Origin of the sequence: Streptomyces mauvecolor (genome assembly GCF_039532965.1) — a bacterium.
Lineage (GTDB): Bacteria > Actinomycetota > Actinomycetes > Streptomycetales > Streptomycetaceae > Streptomyces > Streptomyces violascens.
On the sequence record NZ_BAAASQ010000004.1, the window covers coordinates 1 to 17913 of the forward strand.

Consider the following 17913-nt stretch of genomic DNA (forward strand, 5'->3'; position numbering starts at 1 on the left):
ACAACCACCAACCCCACCCCACAGCCCCCTGCCCCGCAGGGGGCTGTCCGGCATACCAGAGCCCCTCACAAACCCCAACCGACCCCAACCCACAACCGCCACACACAGCAAACCCGTACAAGCAGCGGAAAAGCTGGTCGACAGGCAGGTCAACCCGCCACCGGCCGGCCTTCCTCCGCAGGCTCGGGAATTCCTGCACCGACTACAGCGGACCCGTTCTTCTCCTTTGCCTCCCGGTGTTTCCTTTCGATGCGCTGACCCCAGCCGGCTCCCACAAGGATCAGAGCCGCACCCACCGCGCCGTAGACGCCCAGGCGGTCTCCGCCCAGGACAACACCCACGAGGAGGGCCCAGATGGGCTCGGTACCGAGCAGCAGGCTCACGCGTGACGGGGAGGTTTTCCGCACTGCCCACATCTGTACGAAGAAGGCGAAGACCGTGCCGATCAGCGCCAGGTACAGAAGGACGAGCCAGAGTCCTGGGCTGAGCCGGGAAGCCACCGTCCACGCGGGTATCCCCGCGAGCGGACTCACCGCACAGAACAACACCGCCGCTGTCGCCATTTGCACGTAGGTGAGGCTGAGCGAGTCATATTGCTTACGGGCCGACTTCCGGTGCATCACCGTGACATGAACGGCACGGGCCACCGCCGCGGCCAATACCAGCCAGTCTCCCGCAGTCGGGGGGCGCAGGCCTGTTCCGGATGCCAGGAGGCCGACGCCGACGACGGCCGCCGCGGCGGCGATGAAGAATTGCGGCGGAAGCCATGACCTGCCGACGGCGCTGTCCAGGATGGGGGTCATGACAATGGTGAGGCTGATGATGAGTCCGGCGTTCGTCGCGCTGGTGTGAGCGATGCCGAACGTCTCGAAGAGGAGAACCACCGCCAGGATGGCGCCGAAGAGCATGCCCGTGGCCACTTCGTCGCGCCTGGCGGCTCGTAGTCTGCGGAGACAGACAGGCAGGAGTGCCACCGCCGTAACCACGAACCGGAGGGCCAGAATGGCCATGACGGTGCTGGGTGTGACGAGTTCCTTTGCGGCGAGATAGGTGGAACCCCAGACGGCTGCCACCGCCAGCAGAAGAAGGTCCACCAGCCGGATGCGCGATTGGATTTCGGGCATGGTTGTGCTCTTTCATGAAGGGCACCGGAGCTCCTGGGCCACGATCCAGCAGAAGCAAATTTGCCTGGCCGCAGAGAGCTCGGGCGTGATGCGGAGGCGCGGTTGGGGTCCGGTCGGAAACAGCGACCGGGCCCCAACCGCACCGGGCTGGCTTCTCAGACGAGCTGATAGGGAGCGTTCTCGACGTTGATCGAGAACTTTTCCCATGCCTCGCGATCGCGGAGATAGAGCGGCTCATCCGCTGTGATCGAGCGGGTTTCGGCCCCGCCGGGCGTCAGCCTCCACCGCACGCTTCCGGTCACCCGCACCGCACAGACGTCGATAAAGGACTGAAGCGCCTGGTGCAGCTCGCCGAACCAGCGGCCTTCCAGCGATTCACGCACCCACAGCTGTTCCAGGTGTATTTTCTCGCGCATCGTTTCCGCCTCAAGGACGGCGGTTTCCAGGTGCCGGTAGGTGCGCAGCAGCAGCCAGGCCGCCGGCATCTCCCTGATCTCCAGGACCTTCTCGCCGTTGTCGAGATGCTCCAGACCGCTGTAGCGGCCGATCCCGTACGCTCCGACGCGGGTATTCAGGTCGGCGATGAGGTCGAGCAGGGGCATCTCCACCCCGTCGACGCTCACCGGTACGCCTTCACGGAAACGCACTTCGAGGGTGTCGCCGGACAACTCCGGCTTCCTGGCGCTCCACTGGTACATGTGCTCGGGCACTGCGTGGTCTTCGGGGTCGTCGAGAATTCCGGATTCGAACTCACGGCACCACAGGTTCGAGTCACCGGAGACGATGCGCTCGCTCATCTGGTCCAGGCCCACGGCCTTGAGTTCCTGGATCTTCTGGTCGCGGTCTACGGGGTCGAGGTCGTACGGGCTGCCGTACGGCCCGGAGAATCCCAGCTGAGCCAGGGACCCGTTGAGCCGCCGCAGCGTATTCTGCGAACGGTTCGCGGTGTGCAGGATGGCCGAGGCCCCGAGTTCCTCGGCGAGCCCCACGGCAAGACGCGCGATAAGGGGGCGGCTCAGTGTGGAACTGACCGGGTGAGTGTCGAGGTAGACCGCCTGGGCTGCGATCGCAGGCCGGACAAACTCCTCCACGAATTCCTGGCGGCCGTCAATGATGTGCAGTCGGGCGCCGAGTTCATCGGCGATGCGCTGCTTGTGTTCGCTGCTTTCGTCTTCGCCGAGGTTGACACTCACCGCGTGAATGTCGCGGAACCCCGCCTGCTTCAACCGGAGCAGCAGGTAGGTGCTGTCCAATCCGCCGCTGAACAAAGTGACGACAGGCCTGTCCGGGTCCAGGACCGCGGGCGTGAGCTGCCGGAAGGAACGGATGATCTGCTCTCGTATCACGGTGGTTCCCTGGTCAGCTCTCGGTACGGGTGAACATGGCGATCAGCACGTCCCGGTGGCCTTGGACGTCGGCAGCAGAGGGCGTGAGCGGAGTCACGCTGTGCAGGAGCCGCTCGTCGTCCGCGAAAAGGAACTCGCCCGGCTCGGACAGCGCGACTTCCTGGAGGCACTCTCGAGTCTGCGCGTCATAGACCGCGCTCACGCCACCGTCGATGGAATTACGCTCGATCAGCAAGGTCAGCACGAAATCGACACCGTCACGGTGCATTCCCTCGGGCGTGGGCTGTCCATCTTCACCGCTCCGGGCCAGGATGCGGTTCTGGAATGACTGAATTTTCCAGGTGGCTTCTCCCACGGTCTGCGACAGCGAGTTGGCGCACCACTGGAAGACCGACCGCAGTACCGGGCTGTCCGCGACATGCGCTTCGAAGGGATCGAAGTGCCGCTCGATTCCCCCATTCAGATAGTTGACCTCTTTCGTCTGGGAGTAGGGCACGTGAGGAAGTAAGGTCATGCTGTCGGCAGTGGCGTCGTACGAGAACTCCGAATAGCGGCGCTCACGATAGGTGCCCCCGTCAGCCATGTATCCGTCCTGGCTGAGGTTGTTCCAACTGTCCGTGAACTGCTTCCATTCGGCGCCCTGTAAGTCCTCAGCACCCAGCACCGCGCTGAGCTTTCCGTGGATGTATCCCTGACTTTCCAGATGCGTTACGGAAGTGGGGGTGACGACTTCTTCATTCATGGTTGATCCTCCACTGCGGTGTACATGCGCTGGGCGCGTACTCGTGCGGTGTTCACGGCCTGCCGGTCACGGAATCCGACCCGACGGGACGCGAACGGGAGAGAAGCGACCGCGCTGCTCGTAGCCGCGGCCGACGAGCTGAACGCCCGGTGGAGCGAACGTAACCCCAACCGATCCCTTGTCGATCTTGTACCGGGAGCACCGTCCGGGCCTCGCACTGACCGACAGAGGCTGCCTCCCGGCGCGCCGGTCGCAATAAACATCCCCCAGGACCCGAGTGGCAGGAAATTTTCTTGCAACTCGCCACTCCAACAAGACAATTGACGTTTCGAGCACGCCAAAGGGAATAGTTGTTGCGTAGTGAAATAAACCCTTGCTTAAGGGGCGCGCCAAGTGAAGATGATCACAGCCATGGTGGCGGGCGTTTCTCGCCACTTGGCCGAGTTTAAGGCGGCGTGCTCTGCGAGGCCCGTTCCGACGGAGTCGTCAGGGCAGCGGAGGCGTCAGGGCAGTTGTGACAGCGCCTCAGCCAGTGCGCCCACCATCTCCGGCGCGTACGGCGGAAGCAGTTGGATGACGGCGAGGTCCAGGCCCTCGTCCGCCAGCGCCACGAGTCGGCTTCTCAGCGCGTCGGGGCGGCCGCCGCTCCCCGGCCGGTATCCGGGCCCCAGCCGGACATGGGCGGACAGCGTGATCTCGGCGGGGTCGCGACCGAGCGCGCGACAGTGCCTGAAGAGCACGTCGCGCTTGCGGGCGAACTCGTCCGGGTCGTCCTCACCGAAGTTCCAGTGCCGCGCGTAGCGGGCAGCGATGCGCAGCGTGCTGCGCTCGCCTCCTCCGCCGATACAGATCGGCGGATGCGGCACCTGCGGCCCCTTGGGTTCGTGGCGGGCGTCCGTCAGCCGGTAGAGGTTTCCGGTGAAGGAGAACGTCTCCTGGGAGAGCAGTCCCGTGAGGACCGCGCAGGTTTCCTCCAGGCGCTCACTGCGCTCCCGGGGGTCACCGAGCCTGATGCCGTAGGCGTTCGCTTCCTCATGGTTCCAGCCGGCGCCCAGGCCGAGTTCCAGTCGTCCGCCGGAGATCACGTCGACGGTCGTGACCATTTTGGCCAGCACCGCCGGATGCCGGAAGTGGGTGCCGGTCACCAGAATGCCGAGCCGCAGCCGGGAAGTGGCCTGCGCCAGGGCGGCGAGCGCCGTCCACCCGTCCAGGCACGGCCCCGAGGCATCGCCGAGTACCGGGACCAAGTGGTCGTAGAGCCAGCCGGACTCGAAGACCTCGACCTCGTCCGCCCGCTGCCACAGGGCCAGCAGGTCGGCCCACGTGGTGTGCTCCTGCGGAGTCTCGAAGGCGAAACGCATGGCTCGTTGCCCCCCGGAATCTCATGGCTCGACGTACCCGCGATGCCGAATGCGGTGACGCGTAAAGCCGCTGCCCGTACGGAAGTTCGCCAATTAGAGGGATTCTATGCGAGCCGCCCGGACCCTACCCTTGCCATGGAGAAGGTATCCATGACCACGGCCTGAACCTGCTTCCCTGACGCAGGCGTCGACCTGAAGATCCTCGGCACCCCTGGCGCAAGCGGGAACGCCGTCGCGGTCACCGGCACTTCGGCCCCGGGCAGCTGTCGCGCCGAGTAGTTTGCCGCCAACTGCCCCACTGGTGTGGCTGGATACATCCGGCCACCTACATATGAGGAATGCAATGCCGCACATTTCCCGAGAGCGGATCATCAGCCTTCCACGTACCGAGATCGCCGGCATCGACGCCGGCGGCACCAAGACGCACATGCGCTTCCTCGATCCCGTCACCGGAGAGATCAGGCACGTCCAGGCCCGGTCCGCCGACTACGACTCTCTGGAGCATCTCTTCTACGGATGCTTCGACATGGCAGGCTGCCTGCCCCATTCCCTGGTCGCGGGCGTGGCCGGCCGGCCCGGACGGGACGGCGACGTCAGAATCACCAACCACCCGCAGTGGCCGACCTTCCGGCGCCGCGCCTTCGCCGCCGACCTGGACATGACGCTCGTCACCATCAACGACATGGTCGCCACGACGGCCGGAGTCGCCGACCTCGACGAGTCCGACTGGGTGTCGCTGACCCCGGACGTCGCACCCCATCCCGGTCCGGCGCTGCTGGCCGTGTCGGTCGGCACCGGCGTCGGGAGCGCCTCGGTGGACCGGACGGGGCAGGCCCGCCCAGCCGAATCGGGGCACGTCACCTGGCAGCCGCTGACCGTCCTGGAGGAGGAGTACCTCCGCGCGCTGCAGCGGCTTCGGCCGGGCATCCCGATCTCCGTCGAGCTGTCCATCGGCGGACTGCGCGGAATCGACCACATGTACGACTTCATGACCGTACGGAAGAAGCCGGGTCCCTACATCCAGGAACACGTCGACCGCTTCCGGCGCGAGCACCGCGGTATCGGTCCAGTGATCACCGCGGCCGCCGTCGGCGGTGACGCCTGCTGCCGCGAGATCATGCGGCTGTTCGGCGCCATCCTGGGGCAGTTCCTCCGCAACATCGTGCTGACCTGCATGAGCGAGGGCGGTTCCGTCTGGTTGACGAGCGGGGTGCTGCAGGCTCCGGGGGTCTGTGACCTCCTCATCTCCGACACGGCCTTCCTGGAGCGCTTCGTCGCGACGGGTGCGGAGCACTCCGAACTCATGCAGGAGATCCCCCTCTTCTCGGTGACGGACCGTCAGGTCGCCGTGCGTGGTGCGTTCGCGCTCACCCGTCAGTCCTCCGAGCAGGAATCCCCCGCGCTCAACTAAAGCCACCAACAAGCCTGCGGACACGTGACCTGTCGGCTAACATCCTTGGCGCACCAGACAGTTCGCACGTCCATGTCGTCGCGTGCTAGGAGTTCACCGCCTATGTTCTGGGTCCTCCGACACCAAAGCGCAACCTGTGGCCGTCGTTTCCGAACAGGGTCTGCCGAACGTGTCGGATGAGCCGACAGTTCTCCGAAGCGGTCAAGCACGAAACAATCAAGCACCTTCCCACCACCACACGCGAAACGTCACGCACCTCTACGAGCTCTTCCTGCGTGACGCCGCCAACGGTTTCGACGCGATCGACCCGGGCGCGGTGAATCAGGCCGTAGCACTTCTCCATACGGCCCGGCGCCGCCGTGCGCGGGTCTACGTCATGGGCAACGGCGGCAGCGCCTCGACCGCCAGCCACATGGCCTGTGACCTGGCCAAGGGAATCGGCCGCACGAGACATGAGCGGTTGCGTGCCGTCGCACTCGCCGACAACACCGCGCTGCTCACCGCCTGGGTCAATGACAACGGCCGCGCCCAGGGCTTCTCCGGCCAGTTGGACACCCTGCTCGACCCGCAGGACATCGTGATCGCCGTCAGTGTCAGCGGCAGCTCGGAGAACGTCCTGGCAGGCCTGGACACGGCGCGAGAGCTCGGGGCCGCCACGATCGGACTGCTCGGCTCCGACGGCGGACGCGCCCTGCACCGGGTCGATGTGGCCCTGCACGTGCCCAGTTGGGACTACGGAGTGGTGGAAACCGTCCACCTCGGACTGGTGCACGCCATGGCCAACGCCCTGCGCGGACACCCGCTGACCGCACCGCGGACGGTCGCCGCGGAGGCCGTCGACCTCGCCATGGAACCTCCGCCATGACACAGACGCTGGCCATCGCCTCCGACCGCGGCCCTGTCGCCCTGCTCGGCCCGGGGCCGCGGCTCCGCATCGAACGCCGCGCCGGGAGCGTTACCGCCCTCCTCGACACCGCCGCCCGAGGGCTCCCCCGGCGCACACTGTGGGTCGCACCCTCCGGCGCGGAAGCGGAACGGTGCGCCCTCGGTGTCGCGGAGCAGGCGAGCCTCACCCGCCACCTGGGCTACAGCTACACCCCTGTACCCATCAGCGAGCGCCAATACCGCGAGTACTACGACGACGTGGGCGTACGCATGCTCTGGCTGGCACTGCACGGCCTGTGGCCGGACGTCGCCGGTACGGACGCCCCGCCTCCGGATCCGGACACCTTCACCCGCTCCTACCAGCAGGTGAACCGGAGCGTCGCGGAGCAGATCGTGCGGCAGACCCGGCCCGACACCCCCGTCCTGGTCCAGGACTACCAATTGGCGACCACGCCCCGATTCATTCGCGCCCTGCGGCGGCCGCATCAGCCCGTCGGGCTCTTCCTGCACACGCCGTTCTCCACTCCCGACGAACTGGCCCGGCTCCCGCGGTCCGTCTCCTGCGCAGTCCTCGACGGCATGCTTGCGGCGGACCTGATCGGCTTCCAGTCGCCCCGCTGGGCGGCCAACTTCCTTGAATGCTGCGAGGCCTGGGGATATCGGGTGCACCGCGGCGGTGCCGGCGCGCACGTGACCGGCGTCGTGGAGAGTTCGGGTCCCCCGCAGTCCGCCGGGTCCCCGGGCACCACCCGTACCACCACCGTCAGCTGCTACCCAGTGCCCTCGGACTCTGCACTGCTCGCCGCGAACGCCCAGAGCGCGGAGGTGCGGGCCTGGGAGCGCGAGCTCGCGCTGGATCCGGCGATGCTGCACATCGTCAGGGTCGACCGGGTCGACCCGTCCAAGAACATCCTGCGCGGCCTGGAGGCGTTCGAGATCGTCCTGGAGCGCTCACCGGAGTTCCGGGGCCGGGTGGCCATGACCGCCTGCCTGACCCCGTCCAGGGAACGCGTCCCGGAATATCGCGTCTACGCCGATCGCATCCGGCACATGGCCGAGCGCCTGAACCGCCGGTTTCCCGGCTGCCTACGCGTGCACCTGGGCCATGACCTGCCCCGGTGCCTGGCAGCGCTCAAGTCGTACGACGTGCTCCTGGTGAACCCCGTGCGCGACGGCATGAACCTCGTGTCGCAGGAGGGGCCCCAGCTCAACACGCGGCACGGAACACTGGTGCTCTCCCGCGCCGCGGGCAGCAGCGATCTGCTCGGTCACCACGCTGAACTTCTGCACGACCCTCGCGACGTCGACATGACCGCGAGGGCGCTGCGGGACGCTCTCCGCCTCTCCCCCGACGAGCGCCGACGACGCTCCTCGGGATTGCGTGCCGCGGCGGCGGGCGGTGATCCGGTCCGCTGGCTCGCCCAGCAGGTTCAGGACGTGGAACGGCTCGCCTGCGCACCTCCCCCGGGCGCCGTCCCGCCATAGTGGTCGAACACGCAGACCTCCCGCCCCGTCCCGACGACCAGCCGGTTGTCGGGCGCCGCGGCCAAGGACCAGCCCGGTGCGGGAAGCACGAAGCCCTCCTGGCGATGCCGGGTGTGCAGGTCCCAGAACCGTACGATCCGGTCGTCGCCGGCCGTCACCACGACCGTCCGGTTCCGCAGTTGCATACAGGCGATGGCGTTGGTGCCGGCCCCCGCGTCGCTGAGGCGCACGCACCTCTTCCGGTCCTTCAGGTCCCAGACGAACACACCGCCGTCGTCGTCGACACTGACCACCACCTGGCGTCCGTCGAGCGTGGCGCAGTCCAGGGCCCGCACCCAGCCCGTGTGACCGGTGAACACCGCCAAGGCCCTGCCCGTCTCCAGGTCCCACAGCCTGACCGAGCCGTCGAACGACCCGGTCAGGGCGACCGGCCGGCCGTCCAGCGTCGTGCAGGCCACCGTGTTGATCCCGCCGGTGTGCCCCGACAGGATGCCGCGCTCGCTGTTGCTCAGCAGATCCCAGACCCGCACGGTGCAGTCGTCGCTGGCACTGACGGCTGCGGGCCTGCCCCTGATCTGCGTACAGGCCACCGAGCTGACCCAGTCGGTGTGTCCGGTGAGCACCGCGCGCTGGCGCCGACTCATCAGGTCCCACACACGGACGGTTCCGTCGCTGGCCCCGCTGACGACCACGGGCACGTCGTCGAGCTGCGCACAGGCCACCGCCCGGACGAACCCGGTGTGCCCCTCGATGACGCCGCGTTGGCGGCCGGACTCGATGTCCCAGGCACGCAGGGTGCGGTCGTCACCTCCGCTGACGGCGACAGCACGGCCCTGCACGCTCACGGCGCCGACCGCGTTCACTCCGCCCGCGTGCCACACCACGTCCTTCGACCTGGCCTCCACGCTGGGATCCCATACGCACATGGTGCCGTCGCTGGCTCCGGTGACGACCGCGGTGCGTCCCTCGATCGTCACGCCCGCCACGGCGCGCACCCAGTGCGTGTGCCCGATCAGCACGCTCAGTTCGACTTCCTGGCGCACATCCCAAATATGAGCGTGGCCGCTGTCGGTGCCGCACACCACCACGCTGCGGCCGTCGAGCGTCATGCAGGCCACCGCTCTGACCCAGCCCATGTCCCCCGAGAACAGGCACCTCTGTTCCCGGGTCCGTATGTCCCAGACGCGCACGGTGCGGTCGTCTCCGCCACTGATCAGCACGGGCAACCCGTCCAGTTCGGCGAGGGCCACCGCGTTCACCTCGCCGGAGTGCCCCTTCAGGACCGCCCGTTCACCCCAGCCGGACGCTGCCCGACCCGAGCCCGCAGGCCCCGATTCGGCGGGGCCCCACAGCCGTACACTGCCGTCGCTCCCCCCGCTGGCGATGACCGGCCTGCCGCCGACCTCTCCGCACGCGAGTGCCCGGACGGCACCGGTATGGCCGACCAGACGCTGCTCCTCCTGCCCGGTGGCGAAGTCCCAGAGCCGGATGGTGCGGTCGTCGCCTCCGCTCACCAGCACCAGCCGACCCGAGACGACGAGGCCGGCCGCCACACCCACCCGGCCCACATGCCCGCTGAACACCGCACGTTCACTCTCGTCCCGTAAGTTCCACACCCGGACCGTGCCATCACTGCTCGCGCTGGTCCCGAGCGGCTCGCCCTCGAACCGCAGGTGGCTCACGGAGTTCACTTCCGCCATGTGGCCGCGCAGCATTCCGTGCAGGTTGCCATTGCTCAGGTCCCACAACCGCAGCATGCCGTCCGTGTCCGCGGTGACGGCGTAGGGCTGCTGGTCGAGCTCGTAGCAGTCGGCGCTCTTCACTCCGTGGGAATGGTCGACGAAGGACATCTGCAGGGCGGGATTGACCTGGGAGCCGGTGGCCCACCGCACGCGCCAGGGCAGGTCTGCACTCAAATCCCTGGCCAGCGCCGGGACTTGGTGGCTCGCGGCATCGAAGGCCAGGATCTGACGACGGGTCATGGGGTCGGACTGGCGATGCAGAGCGAGCGAGGAGCGGTAGATCGAACGCACCATACGTGCCTGTTCATTGCTGACCCAGCGCAGGGCCGGTGCCAGCACCACCGGATCGGCATACACCAGAAACTCCGGATCGGCCAGGAGTTCGTCCAGAGTGCCTGCGATCGCCGCATGGCTGGCCAGATGGCTGCGTATGTAGAGGTGGGCGTCGCCCCAGGCGCGGCGCCCGCCCCGGGTGAGCACCTGGTCGAGCAGGGTGGTGGTGATCCGGCGATGGGCCTCCTTGACGCGACGGGAGTCCCGGAGGAACTCCGCGAGCGTCTCGTGGTAGAGCCGGAACACCGACCGGTCACCCACGCGCACCTCGACGATGTAGGCTCCGGCGTTTCCCAGCAGCCAGTCGATGTCCTCGTCGGAACAGCGCACTCCGGCCAGCACCGAAGCCAGCGGCGCCCACACATTGTCCCAGGGAAGGCCCTGCCCTTCGGCGTAGGCGAGGGGGGTCAGCAGGGTGCGCACCCGCCATTCGTTGGCTCCGAAGCGGGACAGGTACGCGGCGAAGACGTCCTTCACCTCATTGGGCAAGTGGCGGTGCCAGCCGGCCCGGGTCGGGTCCACCTGGACCTGACGGTTGATCAGCGAGCGTGCCGTCATGTTGGCGACGAGGAAGGACTGACCGGCCCGGGCCGCGACCCCACCGGCCACCTCGGTGGCGAGGGCCGAGTGGCCCCGATAGGGAGAGAGACTGTCGGGATCGTCCTCGGCCAGCAGCAGGGCCTTCACATAGTCGGCCACGTCCTTGGTGCCGACGTACGCCGGCTGGTCCAGGTCGATGAGCTCGACAGCGGTACCGAGGGCCTCGATCGGGCCCCGTCGGGTGCCGACGATGAGCCGGACCTGCGCCATCGTCGACATCGGCCGCAGCAACGCCCGTGCGATCAGCGTCGCTTCGGCCTGGTCACCGACGATGCCGGCTTCGTCCAGGGCGTCGAGAAGCACGGTGAACTGCGCGGACCGGTCCCGCAGGAAGCCCAGCAGATCGTCCGGTGTGGTGGCCACGCAGCCCGCGGCGCGGCCCAGTTCGGCGACGACGTCGTCGAGGGTACGGCGGCGCAGGTGGAGGTGCGTGGTGACGCATCCGGTCGGTGGAACGGTTTCGGGGGGTGTTCCGTCGGCCACCGGCATGTCCGCCAGGTGCAGGAGCCGTCCGAGCAGGGCCGACTTGCCCGAGCCCGGCCCACCGGTGACGATCCGCGCGCGGCGGTCGTGGGAGGGCTGTGACAGCCAGCGGGACAGGGCCGTGAGGGCGGCGGCCCTCCCGGTGAAGTACGAGCCCACCTCCCCGACGTACTCCACACCGCGTGCGCGCGGATCGAAGTGGGCGGAGCGCTCCCGCCTCATCCTGGTGAGTGTCTCGGCATCCAGCTCCCCGCCGAACAGACCGGGTACGAAGTTCCGGTTGGGGAAGAACGGCGGGACTCCGGCCGTGTCCACGGATGTGCAACTCGCGTGCTGGTACGGATGGTGCTCGCGGAAGTGCTCGTTGACCCGCTCGGTGATTTCCGACAGGTCGATGTACTGCTGGTGGGCGCCGGCCCTCGGCGCGGCGAGGGCGCCCGTCAACGCGCCGGTCAGCACGCCTTCGCCGGCCTCGTCCCGGGCGCGGGCGCCCGCCAGGAGCCAAAGGTTTCCCGCCGCCGTCGTCCGCCCGGCCGCCAACTGGTTGGCCACCATGGCGATGTCGGTCGTTCCCGCCCCCGCGTAACAGGTGTCGAGGACGATCAGCACGCGGGCGCGCACCGCTTCGTCGGCGAACATCAGGGCCAGTTCGTCCGTTCTGATGGCGGTCGACACCGGGCGGTTCTCGGCGCTGTCCGTGCAGAGCAGGTAGTGGCGACCGCCGCTCGCGCGCACGCCGTGGCCCGCGTAGTAGAGCACGACGATGTCGTCCGGCCGGCGGTCCGTCGACCCGAGCCACTCCTCAAGACCGGAGAGCAGATCCCTGGCTGTCGGATTCCTGCTCCGGTCCCGGAGCACCCGTTCGTAGCCGAGGGAGGCGAACAGACTCGCCATGAGTTCCACATCGCCCTCGACCCCCGGAAGGTCTTCGATGCCCGGTTGCGAGTAGCTGCCGGTCCCCGCGGCGATCACGAACCTGCGAGGTTCCCCGCAGCCGGCTCCCGTTGACTCATGCGAGATCATCAGACTGCTTCCGCCCCCTCGGAACCCACGTCTTGAGCTTGTACGATACGGCCAATGCGTTTGAATCGGTAGCATTTCGCCGCGCACAGGAAGACACTGATCTCAGGGTCGGCACCGACAGCTGGGACGGAAATGGGCGATGCGGTCAAATTTCAAACACCCCTGCCATTCACCGAGGGCCGCCTCAAAGTGATCATCACGGGCGCGGCCGGGCGCATCGGCCGCGGATTCGCCGAATTCGCGGCGGACCGCTTCGATCTGCTCCTGCTCGACCGCCCCGGAGTCGATCTTTCAGGGCTCGGCGCCCACGGACAGACCGAGCACTGCGACCTGGCGGATCTGCCCCGGCTCACGGAACTGTGCCGCGGCGCCGACTGCGTACTGCATCTCGCAGCAGAATCGAACACTGCCGCGACGTGGGACAGCCTGCTCGCCGCCAACATCGTGGGCACCTACCACGCGTTCGCCGCCGGCAAGTCGGCCGGCTGTCCGCGGGTCGTCTTCGCCTCGTCGGTGCACGCCGTCTCCGGCTACGCCCCCGGTCGTCAGATTTCCGCGGACGCACCGGTGAACCCGGGGAATCTCTATGGCGTCTCCAAATGCTTCGGCGAGGCATTGGGGCGCTACATGGCCGAACGCGACGGGCTCACGGTCATGGCGGTACGCATCGGGGCGTTCCAGAAACCCGATGCGGCAAGGCAACCGGATTCCGAATGGATGATCGGAACCTTTGTCGCGGACGAGGATCTGTACCGCATCCTGGAACGCGCCATCCGGATCGAGGGAATTCGCTTCGGAATTTTCCACGCGGTCAGCAACAATTGGTTCAAGCGTCTGGACATCACCGCGACGAGCGAGCTGCTCGGCTACGAGCCCGTCTACGACTTCATGCAGCTCTCGCCGACGTTCAGGGACCTCTTCACCGATCTGCCGCACGGCCGCGATCCCTCGCGCGCGGGCAACCGCGGCACTTCACGCTGAGCCCCGTTGTCCGGGAGCAGCCGTTCGTAGCTCAGCCGGAGACCGTGTCCCGCCAGGAGCGGGCTGGGCGCCACCCCAGCAACTCCTCTGCCTTCGCGGAACACTGGAGCGACTCGAAGGTCCCCAATGGCCTGGTGACCTTCACCGCCGGGCAGAAGGAGTCGAGCAATTCCCTGGTGGGCCTGTTCGACAGGGTGTCGGGAGCCGCGACCGTCAGGGCTGTCGCGCCGACGAGCTCCGCCGTCAGAGCGAGCCGGCAACTCACCGCCACATCGGCGAGGTCCACATAGCTCCACAGGTTCCACCGCCCGCGTTCGGGATCGGCCCAGTACTCGGGCAAGGCCGCGTACTCCGTCCCATCCATGACGACCGAGAAGCGAAGGGCCACGAGGGTCATCGCACAACGGTGGGCGAAGTGTCGGGCCACTCCCTCGGCTGTCGCCTTCGACAGGGCGTAGGAGGTCTCCGGACACACCGGATGGGTCTCGTCCAAGGGCAGATGGGCGGGGCCGCCGATCCGGAAGGGCGGCCCGAGCACGGTCTCGCTGGAGGCCCAGACGACGCGCTGGACACCGTGCACCGCGGCCGCCTGGAACACGTTGTACGCGGACGTGGCATTCGCCGTGTATGTCGCGCCCTCCGCCAGTTCCGGGTGCACGGTGTGCGAGTCGGGCACACCCGTCGCGGCGAGGTGAACCACCGCGTCCACCCCGTCCAGAGCGTCCACGGCCTGCCAGAGCTCGCGCAGATCGGCCCGCCGGTAACCGGGGCTCTGCTCCCGCATCGGCGCGACGTCGACCTGGACGGTTTCGCATCCGTGCCCGGCAAGCTCCGCCACCACCGCCCGGCCGATCCGGCCCAGTCCCCCGGTCACCGCTACTCGCATGCCAACTCCCTTGCTGGACAAGTGAACTGACGGGACACCACATGGGCGTGGCGCAGGGACTATAGTCGTTGGGCTGACCGCTTCGTAAGGTGACCGCTCCGGCGGGTATCCGAGGAGTACACATGGCGCGGATCGTTGTGGTGCATGGAATCGCCCAGCAGTTCAAAGGCCCCCAAACACTCCTCGCCTCGGTCGCGCCCGCCCTGCGCGACGGAGTGACGGCCGCCGTCGGTACGGCGGGACCCGAACTGGGCGACGGCGACATCACCTGCGCCTTCTACGGTGACGCGTTCCTGCGGCCCGGCACCCGCGCGACGATGGTGCCGCTTTACGACGAGGCCGACATCGAGGCCGAGTACGAGTCGGAGCTGCTCCTCGAGTGGTGGCTGGAGGCTGCGCGGGTCTACCCGGAGGTGCTGGGCCCCGACGCGAAGTCCCGCGGCGTGGCCGGGTACTTGGCCGGCCGCCCGCTCAAACGCCCCATGGTGCGCCGCGCGCTCAACGCGCTGACACATGCGCCCTGTTTCGCTCGCGTCGCCGAACCCCTGCTGATATTCGGGCTGAAGCAGGTTCGCCGGTACTTCAACGAGCCCGGGCTGCGAGAACGCGTACAGGAGGCGGTGGCCCGGGCCATCGAGCCGGACACACGCGTCCTGGTGGGGCATTCGCTGGGCAGCGTGGCGGCCTACGAATTGCTGTGCAACGAGGCGGTGCGGGCGTCACATCCACAGTGGCAGATCTCCACGCTGGTCACGCTCGGCTCTCCCCTGGGACTGCGCGGCCTCATCTTCGACCGGCTCGTCCCGGCGCCGCGTGAGGGCAACGGATCCTGGCCGTCCGGGATTCAGGCCTGGACCAACATCGCAGACGCCGGCGATGTCGTCGCCCTCGTCAAGGAACTCGGTCCCCGCTTCGGCCCTGGGGTTGACGACCACGAGATCGACAACGGCGTCGAGGTGCACTCCGCGAGCCGCTACCTCACCGCTCCCGTCACCGGCAGGGCCATCGCCGAGGGCCTCGCCCGCTGATCCGGCCCGCCGCGGCGGGCTCGTGACCGGGTCCGACCCGCTGCCGCGGGCCGTGCGGGCCGCCTTCAGGAGCAAGCCGGGGGTGTCCGGCGGACACCCCCGAGCGAGCGGCTACGGCGCGACCTTGCCGACGCCTCCCAGCACCTGAGTGGCACGCCGGCTGATCTGCCACAGCTGGCCTTCACGGTTGCTGACGTAGATCCAGCCGTTGACGGTGTCCAGCGCGAGCCCCTCGCATGTCCCCAGGCCGGAGGCCACCACGCGCTGCGCGCCGTCGGCCAGGGTGATCTCGTGGAGGCGCCCGCCCAGGTGGTCGATGGTGTACGCCCGGCCGGCGCCGTCGAGTTCCACGCGGATGGTGCTCGCCCCGGAAGGAAGGCTGGTCAGGACGCGCTTGGTACCGTCGGCCAGATTGACCTCGAACAGGTTGCCGCCGTTGTCCTTCTGCCCGACGTACGCCTTGCCCTTCCCGTCCAGCGCCACTCCGCCGATGCCCCCGCCCAGGCTGGCGACCGTGCGCTTCTGACGTCCCCTCAGGTCGACCTCGACAAGGAGCCCGTCGGTCCAACTGGCCACGTACGCCTTGCCCGCCCCGTTCAGTGCCACGCCGTACGCGCCGGTGACTGCGACGACCAGGCTGGAGGAGCCGCTGGACAGGTCCACCGCGAGCAGGCGCGCACCGGACCAGTCGGTGGTGTAGGCCGTGCCCTGCCGGTCCAGCTTCACATCGCCGATGTCTCCCAGGGTGCTCGCGGCCACGCGCTGGGCTCCGTTGTCGACCTTCACCGTGCACAGCCGCGTGCCGCCCCGGTCGGCGACGTACACCGTGTTCCCCGCCGACGGGTCGACCGCCAGGCCTTCGGACAGCCCCAGACCCGTCGCGATCAGGGCGTAGCCCTTCTTGTTGCCGAGGAGCTTCTGCAGGTCTTCGAGCTTCGGGGCGTCGTCGTCGCTGATGCTCACCGTCGGAGGCCCGAACGCCTTCGTGGTCGACGAGGCCATGGTGGACGTCGAGGCGGGGTCCTCGGACGCCTGGCGCTGAGCGGCGGCCGCGCCCTGGGCGTTCTGGAACAGCGGGCCGAGGAAGCCCATGACATCGAAGGCGCCGTGCGCGGTCTGGCGCATGACCCAGGGGTCGCGCTCACTCTCCAGTTTTCGTACGGCCTCCGAGACGTCCCCGGCTCCCGGGGTGTCCTTGTTGAGGGCGTCGGCGGACTTTTCGGCGGAACCGGCCTGCTCCCCGCCGTTGTCGAAGATGTTCTTGAAGGACATGGGCTTTCCTCCCTGTCCCCTCCAAGAGGGGGTTTTGTCTCTTAGAGGGGCTTCTTCTGGTTCTCGTAGTCGAGTACTTCCGGCTGGAAAACCCGGTGTTCCCCGACGCGGACAGCGACGATCTCGGCCGTCCCCTTCTGCATGAACCGCTTTCCTTCGTCGGCCAGGTCGAAGCGGCTGGGGTCGACGTCGCGCTCGCCGAGTTTCCACGCGATGACCTTGGAGTACTTCGGTTCGGCGGCCTGCGGCGGAGTTTCCTTGACCGCCACCGGCTCGGGGTAGTAAAGGGCGACCCAGCCGCCGAACGTGACGGGGAATTCGTAGTCGAATTGCCGGATCTGACGTCGTGTGGTGGCCATGACGTCCACCCGGCTGCCGAGTTCCAGGCTCATCGAAGCCTGGTGCTTCCATTCGGTGGTCAGCGAACCGCTGACGGAACCGGTGATGCCGAGCAGCAGCTCCCCCCACAACTCCCCGGTGCCGGTGACGGAACTCGTGGACGTGGTGTTGCTCGTCGCCTCCGTCTGGGTCTCCGTGTTGACACCCTGGTTGTCCTTGCTGTTGAGCAGGGTGGTCTTCTGGTACTGCTTCATCTCCATGCTCTTCTGGAGCTGCTGCTGGAGCGCCGCTGTGGTCTTCGCCCCGAAGGTGAGCTTCACCTCCCCCTGGAGCGACCAGCTGATCGTGTTCGAAATCGTGAACTCGACCGTGTCCGTCACGGTGATTTTGATCGGGTCGGTGCCATTGATGTATGTCTGCTTGGAGATCATGTCGGGCGGCGGCTGCTGAATGTCGCTTCGCTCTTCGATGACCGGTGCGCCGACATTCATGAAGGCGCGCCAGCCGCGCTCGTGCGCGGTCGCCTCGGCCTCGGGAAAATCGCCGTAGCGCACCTTGTTCAGGGAGAACCCGATGGGGTTGATCTGCTCGCCCCCGCCGTCGGGGGTTCGCTTGAACACGTTCCTGAGCAGATTGCGCTGCAGGATGGCAGCGGCCTTGGCGGCAATGTCGAGCTCTTGCTGGTTCCGCGTGGTGAGCGGGTGGCGCATAAACACGTCGTTGATGTAGGCGGTGCCCACATCGTTCCTCGCGCTGCCTTGTCCCATGCTCTTCAGACCCTCCCCTGCGTGTCGGAGTGGTGACGGTACGCAGTCGAAGACGCATGGGCACCCGGTCGAATCGGCCACACAGCAAGATCCGGACAGGAAGCC

13 protein-coding genes are annotated in these 17913 nt (G+C 67.7%); 5 read left to right on the forward strand and 8 right to left on the reverse strand.

The window, feature by feature from the left end; genetic code table 11:
• Window positions 1-149 precede the first annotated feature (149 nt).
• From ABD346_RS03120 to ABD346_RS03135, 4 genes are all read right to left on the reverse strand, one after another.
• Window positions 150-1124 (reverse strand): DMT family transporter, encoded by a 975-nt coding sequence (locus ABD346_RS03120; protein ID WP_344371265.1) that lies wholly within the window; start codon window positions 1122-1124, stop codon window positions 150-152.
• Between the two features lie 155 nt (window positions 1125-1279).
• A complete protein-coding gene (locus ABD346_RS03125; RefSeq protein ID WP_344371267.1) occupies window positions 1280-2470 on the reverse strand; it encodes an argininosuccinate synthase-related protein in 1191 nt (396 codons plus the stop codon).
• A gap of 13 nt (window positions 2471-2483) precedes the next feature.
• Entirely contained in the window at window positions 2484-3212 is a 729-nt protein-coding gene (locus ABD346_RS03130) for a 2OG-Fe dioxygenase family protein (RefSeq protein WP_344371268.1), read from the reverse strand.
• Window positions 3213-3715: 503 nt separating this feature from the next.
• A complete protein-coding gene (locus ABD346_RS03135) occupies window positions 3716-4573 on the reverse strand; it encodes a TIGR03560 family F420-dependent LLM class oxidoreductase (RefSeq protein ID WP_344371270.1) in 858 nt (285 codons plus the stop codon).
• Between the two features lie 343 nt (window positions 4574-4916).
• Between ABD346_RS03135 and ABD346_RS03140 the strand changes: the two genes are divergently transcribed.
• From ABD346_RS03140 to ABD346_RS03150, 3 genes are all read left to right on the forward strand, one after another.
• Window positions 4917-5984 carry a glucokinase gene (locus ABD346_RS03140; protein ID WP_344371271.1) on the forward strand — a complete coding sequence of 356 codons (1068 nt, stop codon included), beginning with the start codon at window positions 4917-4919 and terminating at the stop codon, window positions 5982-5984.
• A gap of 316 nt (window positions 5985-6300) precedes the next feature.
• Complete coding sequence (locus tag ABD346_RS03145; RefSeq protein ID WP_344371272.1) at window positions 6301-6849, forward strand: SIS domain-containing protein; 549 nt, start codon at window positions 6301-6303, stop codon at window positions 6847-6849.
• Window positions 6846-8354, forward strand: a complete 1509-nt coding sequence (locus ABD346_RS03150) for an alpha,alpha-trehalose-phosphate synthase (UDP-forming) (RefSeq protein WP_344371274.1) — start codon at window positions 6846-6848, stop codon at window positions 8352-8354. The genes ABD346_RS03145 and ABD346_RS03150 overlap by 4 nt, the downstream gene beginning before the upstream one ends.
• Here ABD346_RS03150 and ABD346_RS03155 read toward each other — a convergent pair.
• Window positions 8300-12484, reverse strand: coding sequence for a caspase family protein (locus tag ABD346_RS03155; protein WP_344371275.1), 4185 nt, complete (start codon window positions 12482-12484; stop codon window positions 8300-8302). The two genes, ABD346_RS03150 and ABD346_RS03155, sit on opposite strands and share 55 nt — an antisense overlap.
• A 183-nt stretch (window positions 12485-12667) precedes the next feature.
• On the opposite strand from ABD346_RS03155, the gene ABD346_RS03160 reads away from it, so the two are divergent.
• A complete protein-coding gene (locus ABD346_RS03160) occupies window positions 12668-13516 on the forward strand; it encodes an NAD-dependent epimerase/dehydratase family protein (RefSeq protein ID WP_344371277.1) in 849 nt (282 codons plus the stop codon).
• A gap of 31 nt (window positions 13517-13547) precedes the next feature.
• On the opposite strand, the gene ABD346_RS03165 is transcribed toward ABD346_RS03160, so the two are convergent.
• Window positions 13548-14402, reverse strand: coding sequence for an NAD-dependent epimerase/dehydratase family protein (locus tag ABD346_RS03165; protein WP_344371279.1), 855 nt, complete (start codon window positions 14400-14402; stop codon window positions 13548-13550).
• 122 nt (window positions 14403-14524) lie between these two features.
• On the opposite strand from ABD346_RS03165, the gene ABD346_RS03170 reads away from it, so the two are divergent.
• Window positions 14525-15430 carry an alpha/beta hydrolase family protein gene (locus ABD346_RS03170; protein WP_344371280.1) on the forward strand — a complete coding sequence of 302 codons (906 nt, stop codon included), beginning with the start codon at window positions 14525-14527 and terminating at the stop codon, window positions 15428-15430.
• 111 nt (window positions 15431-15541) lie between these two features.
• Here the strand turns inward: ABD346_RS03170 and ABD346_RS03175 are convergent, their stop codons facing one another.
• Window positions 15542-16702 carry an NHL repeat-containing protein gene (locus ABD346_RS03175; protein ID WP_344371283.1) on the reverse strand — a complete coding sequence of 387 codons (1161 nt, stop codon included), beginning with the start codon at window positions 16700-16702 and terminating at the stop codon, window positions 15542-15544.
• A gap of 41 nt (window positions 16703-16743) precedes the next feature.
• Window positions 16744-17808, reverse strand: coding sequence for a gluconolaconase (locus tag ABD346_RS03180; protein WP_344371284.1), 1065 nt, complete (start codon window positions 17806-17808; stop codon window positions 16744-16746).
• Window positions 17809-17913: the final 105 nt, after the last annotated feature.

Bases quoted from the DNA above. Each gene is read 5' to 3' on its own strand.
- ABD346_RS03120 (WP_344371265.1), bottom strand. From the start codon at position 1,124: ATGCCCGAAATCCAATCGCGCATCCGGCTGGTGGACCTTCTTCTGCTG.
- ABD346_RS03130 (WP_344371268.1), bottom strand. From the start codon at position 3,212: ATGAATGAAGAAGTCGTCACCCCCACTTCCGTAACGCATCTGGAAAGT.
- ABD346_RS03135 (WP_344371270.1), bottom strand. From the start codon at position 4,573: ATGCGTTTCGCCTTCGAGACTCCGCAGGAGCACACCACGTGGGCCGAC.
- ABD346_RS03140 (WP_344371271.1), top strand. From the start codon at position 4,917: ATGCCGCACATTTCCCGAGAGCGGATCATCAGCCTTCCACGTACCGAG.
- ABD346_RS03150 (WP_344371274.1), top strand. From the start codon at position 6,846: ATGACACAGACGCTGGCCATCGCCTCCGACCGCGGCCCTGTCGCCCTG.
- ABD346_RS03160 (WP_344371277.1), top strand. From the start codon at position 12,668: ATGGGCGATGCGGTCAAATTTCAAACACCCCTGCCATTCACCGAGGGC.
- ABD346_RS03165 (WP_344371279.1), bottom strand. From the start codon at position 14,402: ATGCGAGTAGCGGTGACCGGGGGACTGGGCCGGATCGGCCGGGCGGTG.
- ABD346_RS03170 (WP_344371280.1), top strand. From the start codon at position 14,525: ATGGCGCGGATCGTTGTGGTGCATGGAATCGCCCAGCAGTTCAAAGGC.
- ABD346_RS03175 (WP_344371283.1), bottom strand. From the start codon at position 16,702: ATGTCCTTCAAGAACATCTTCGACAACGGCGGGGAGCAGGCCGGTTCC.
- ABD346_RS03180 (WP_344371284.1), bottom strand. From the start codon at position 17,808: ATGGGACAAGGCAGCGCGAGGAACGATGTGGGCACCGCCTACATCAAC.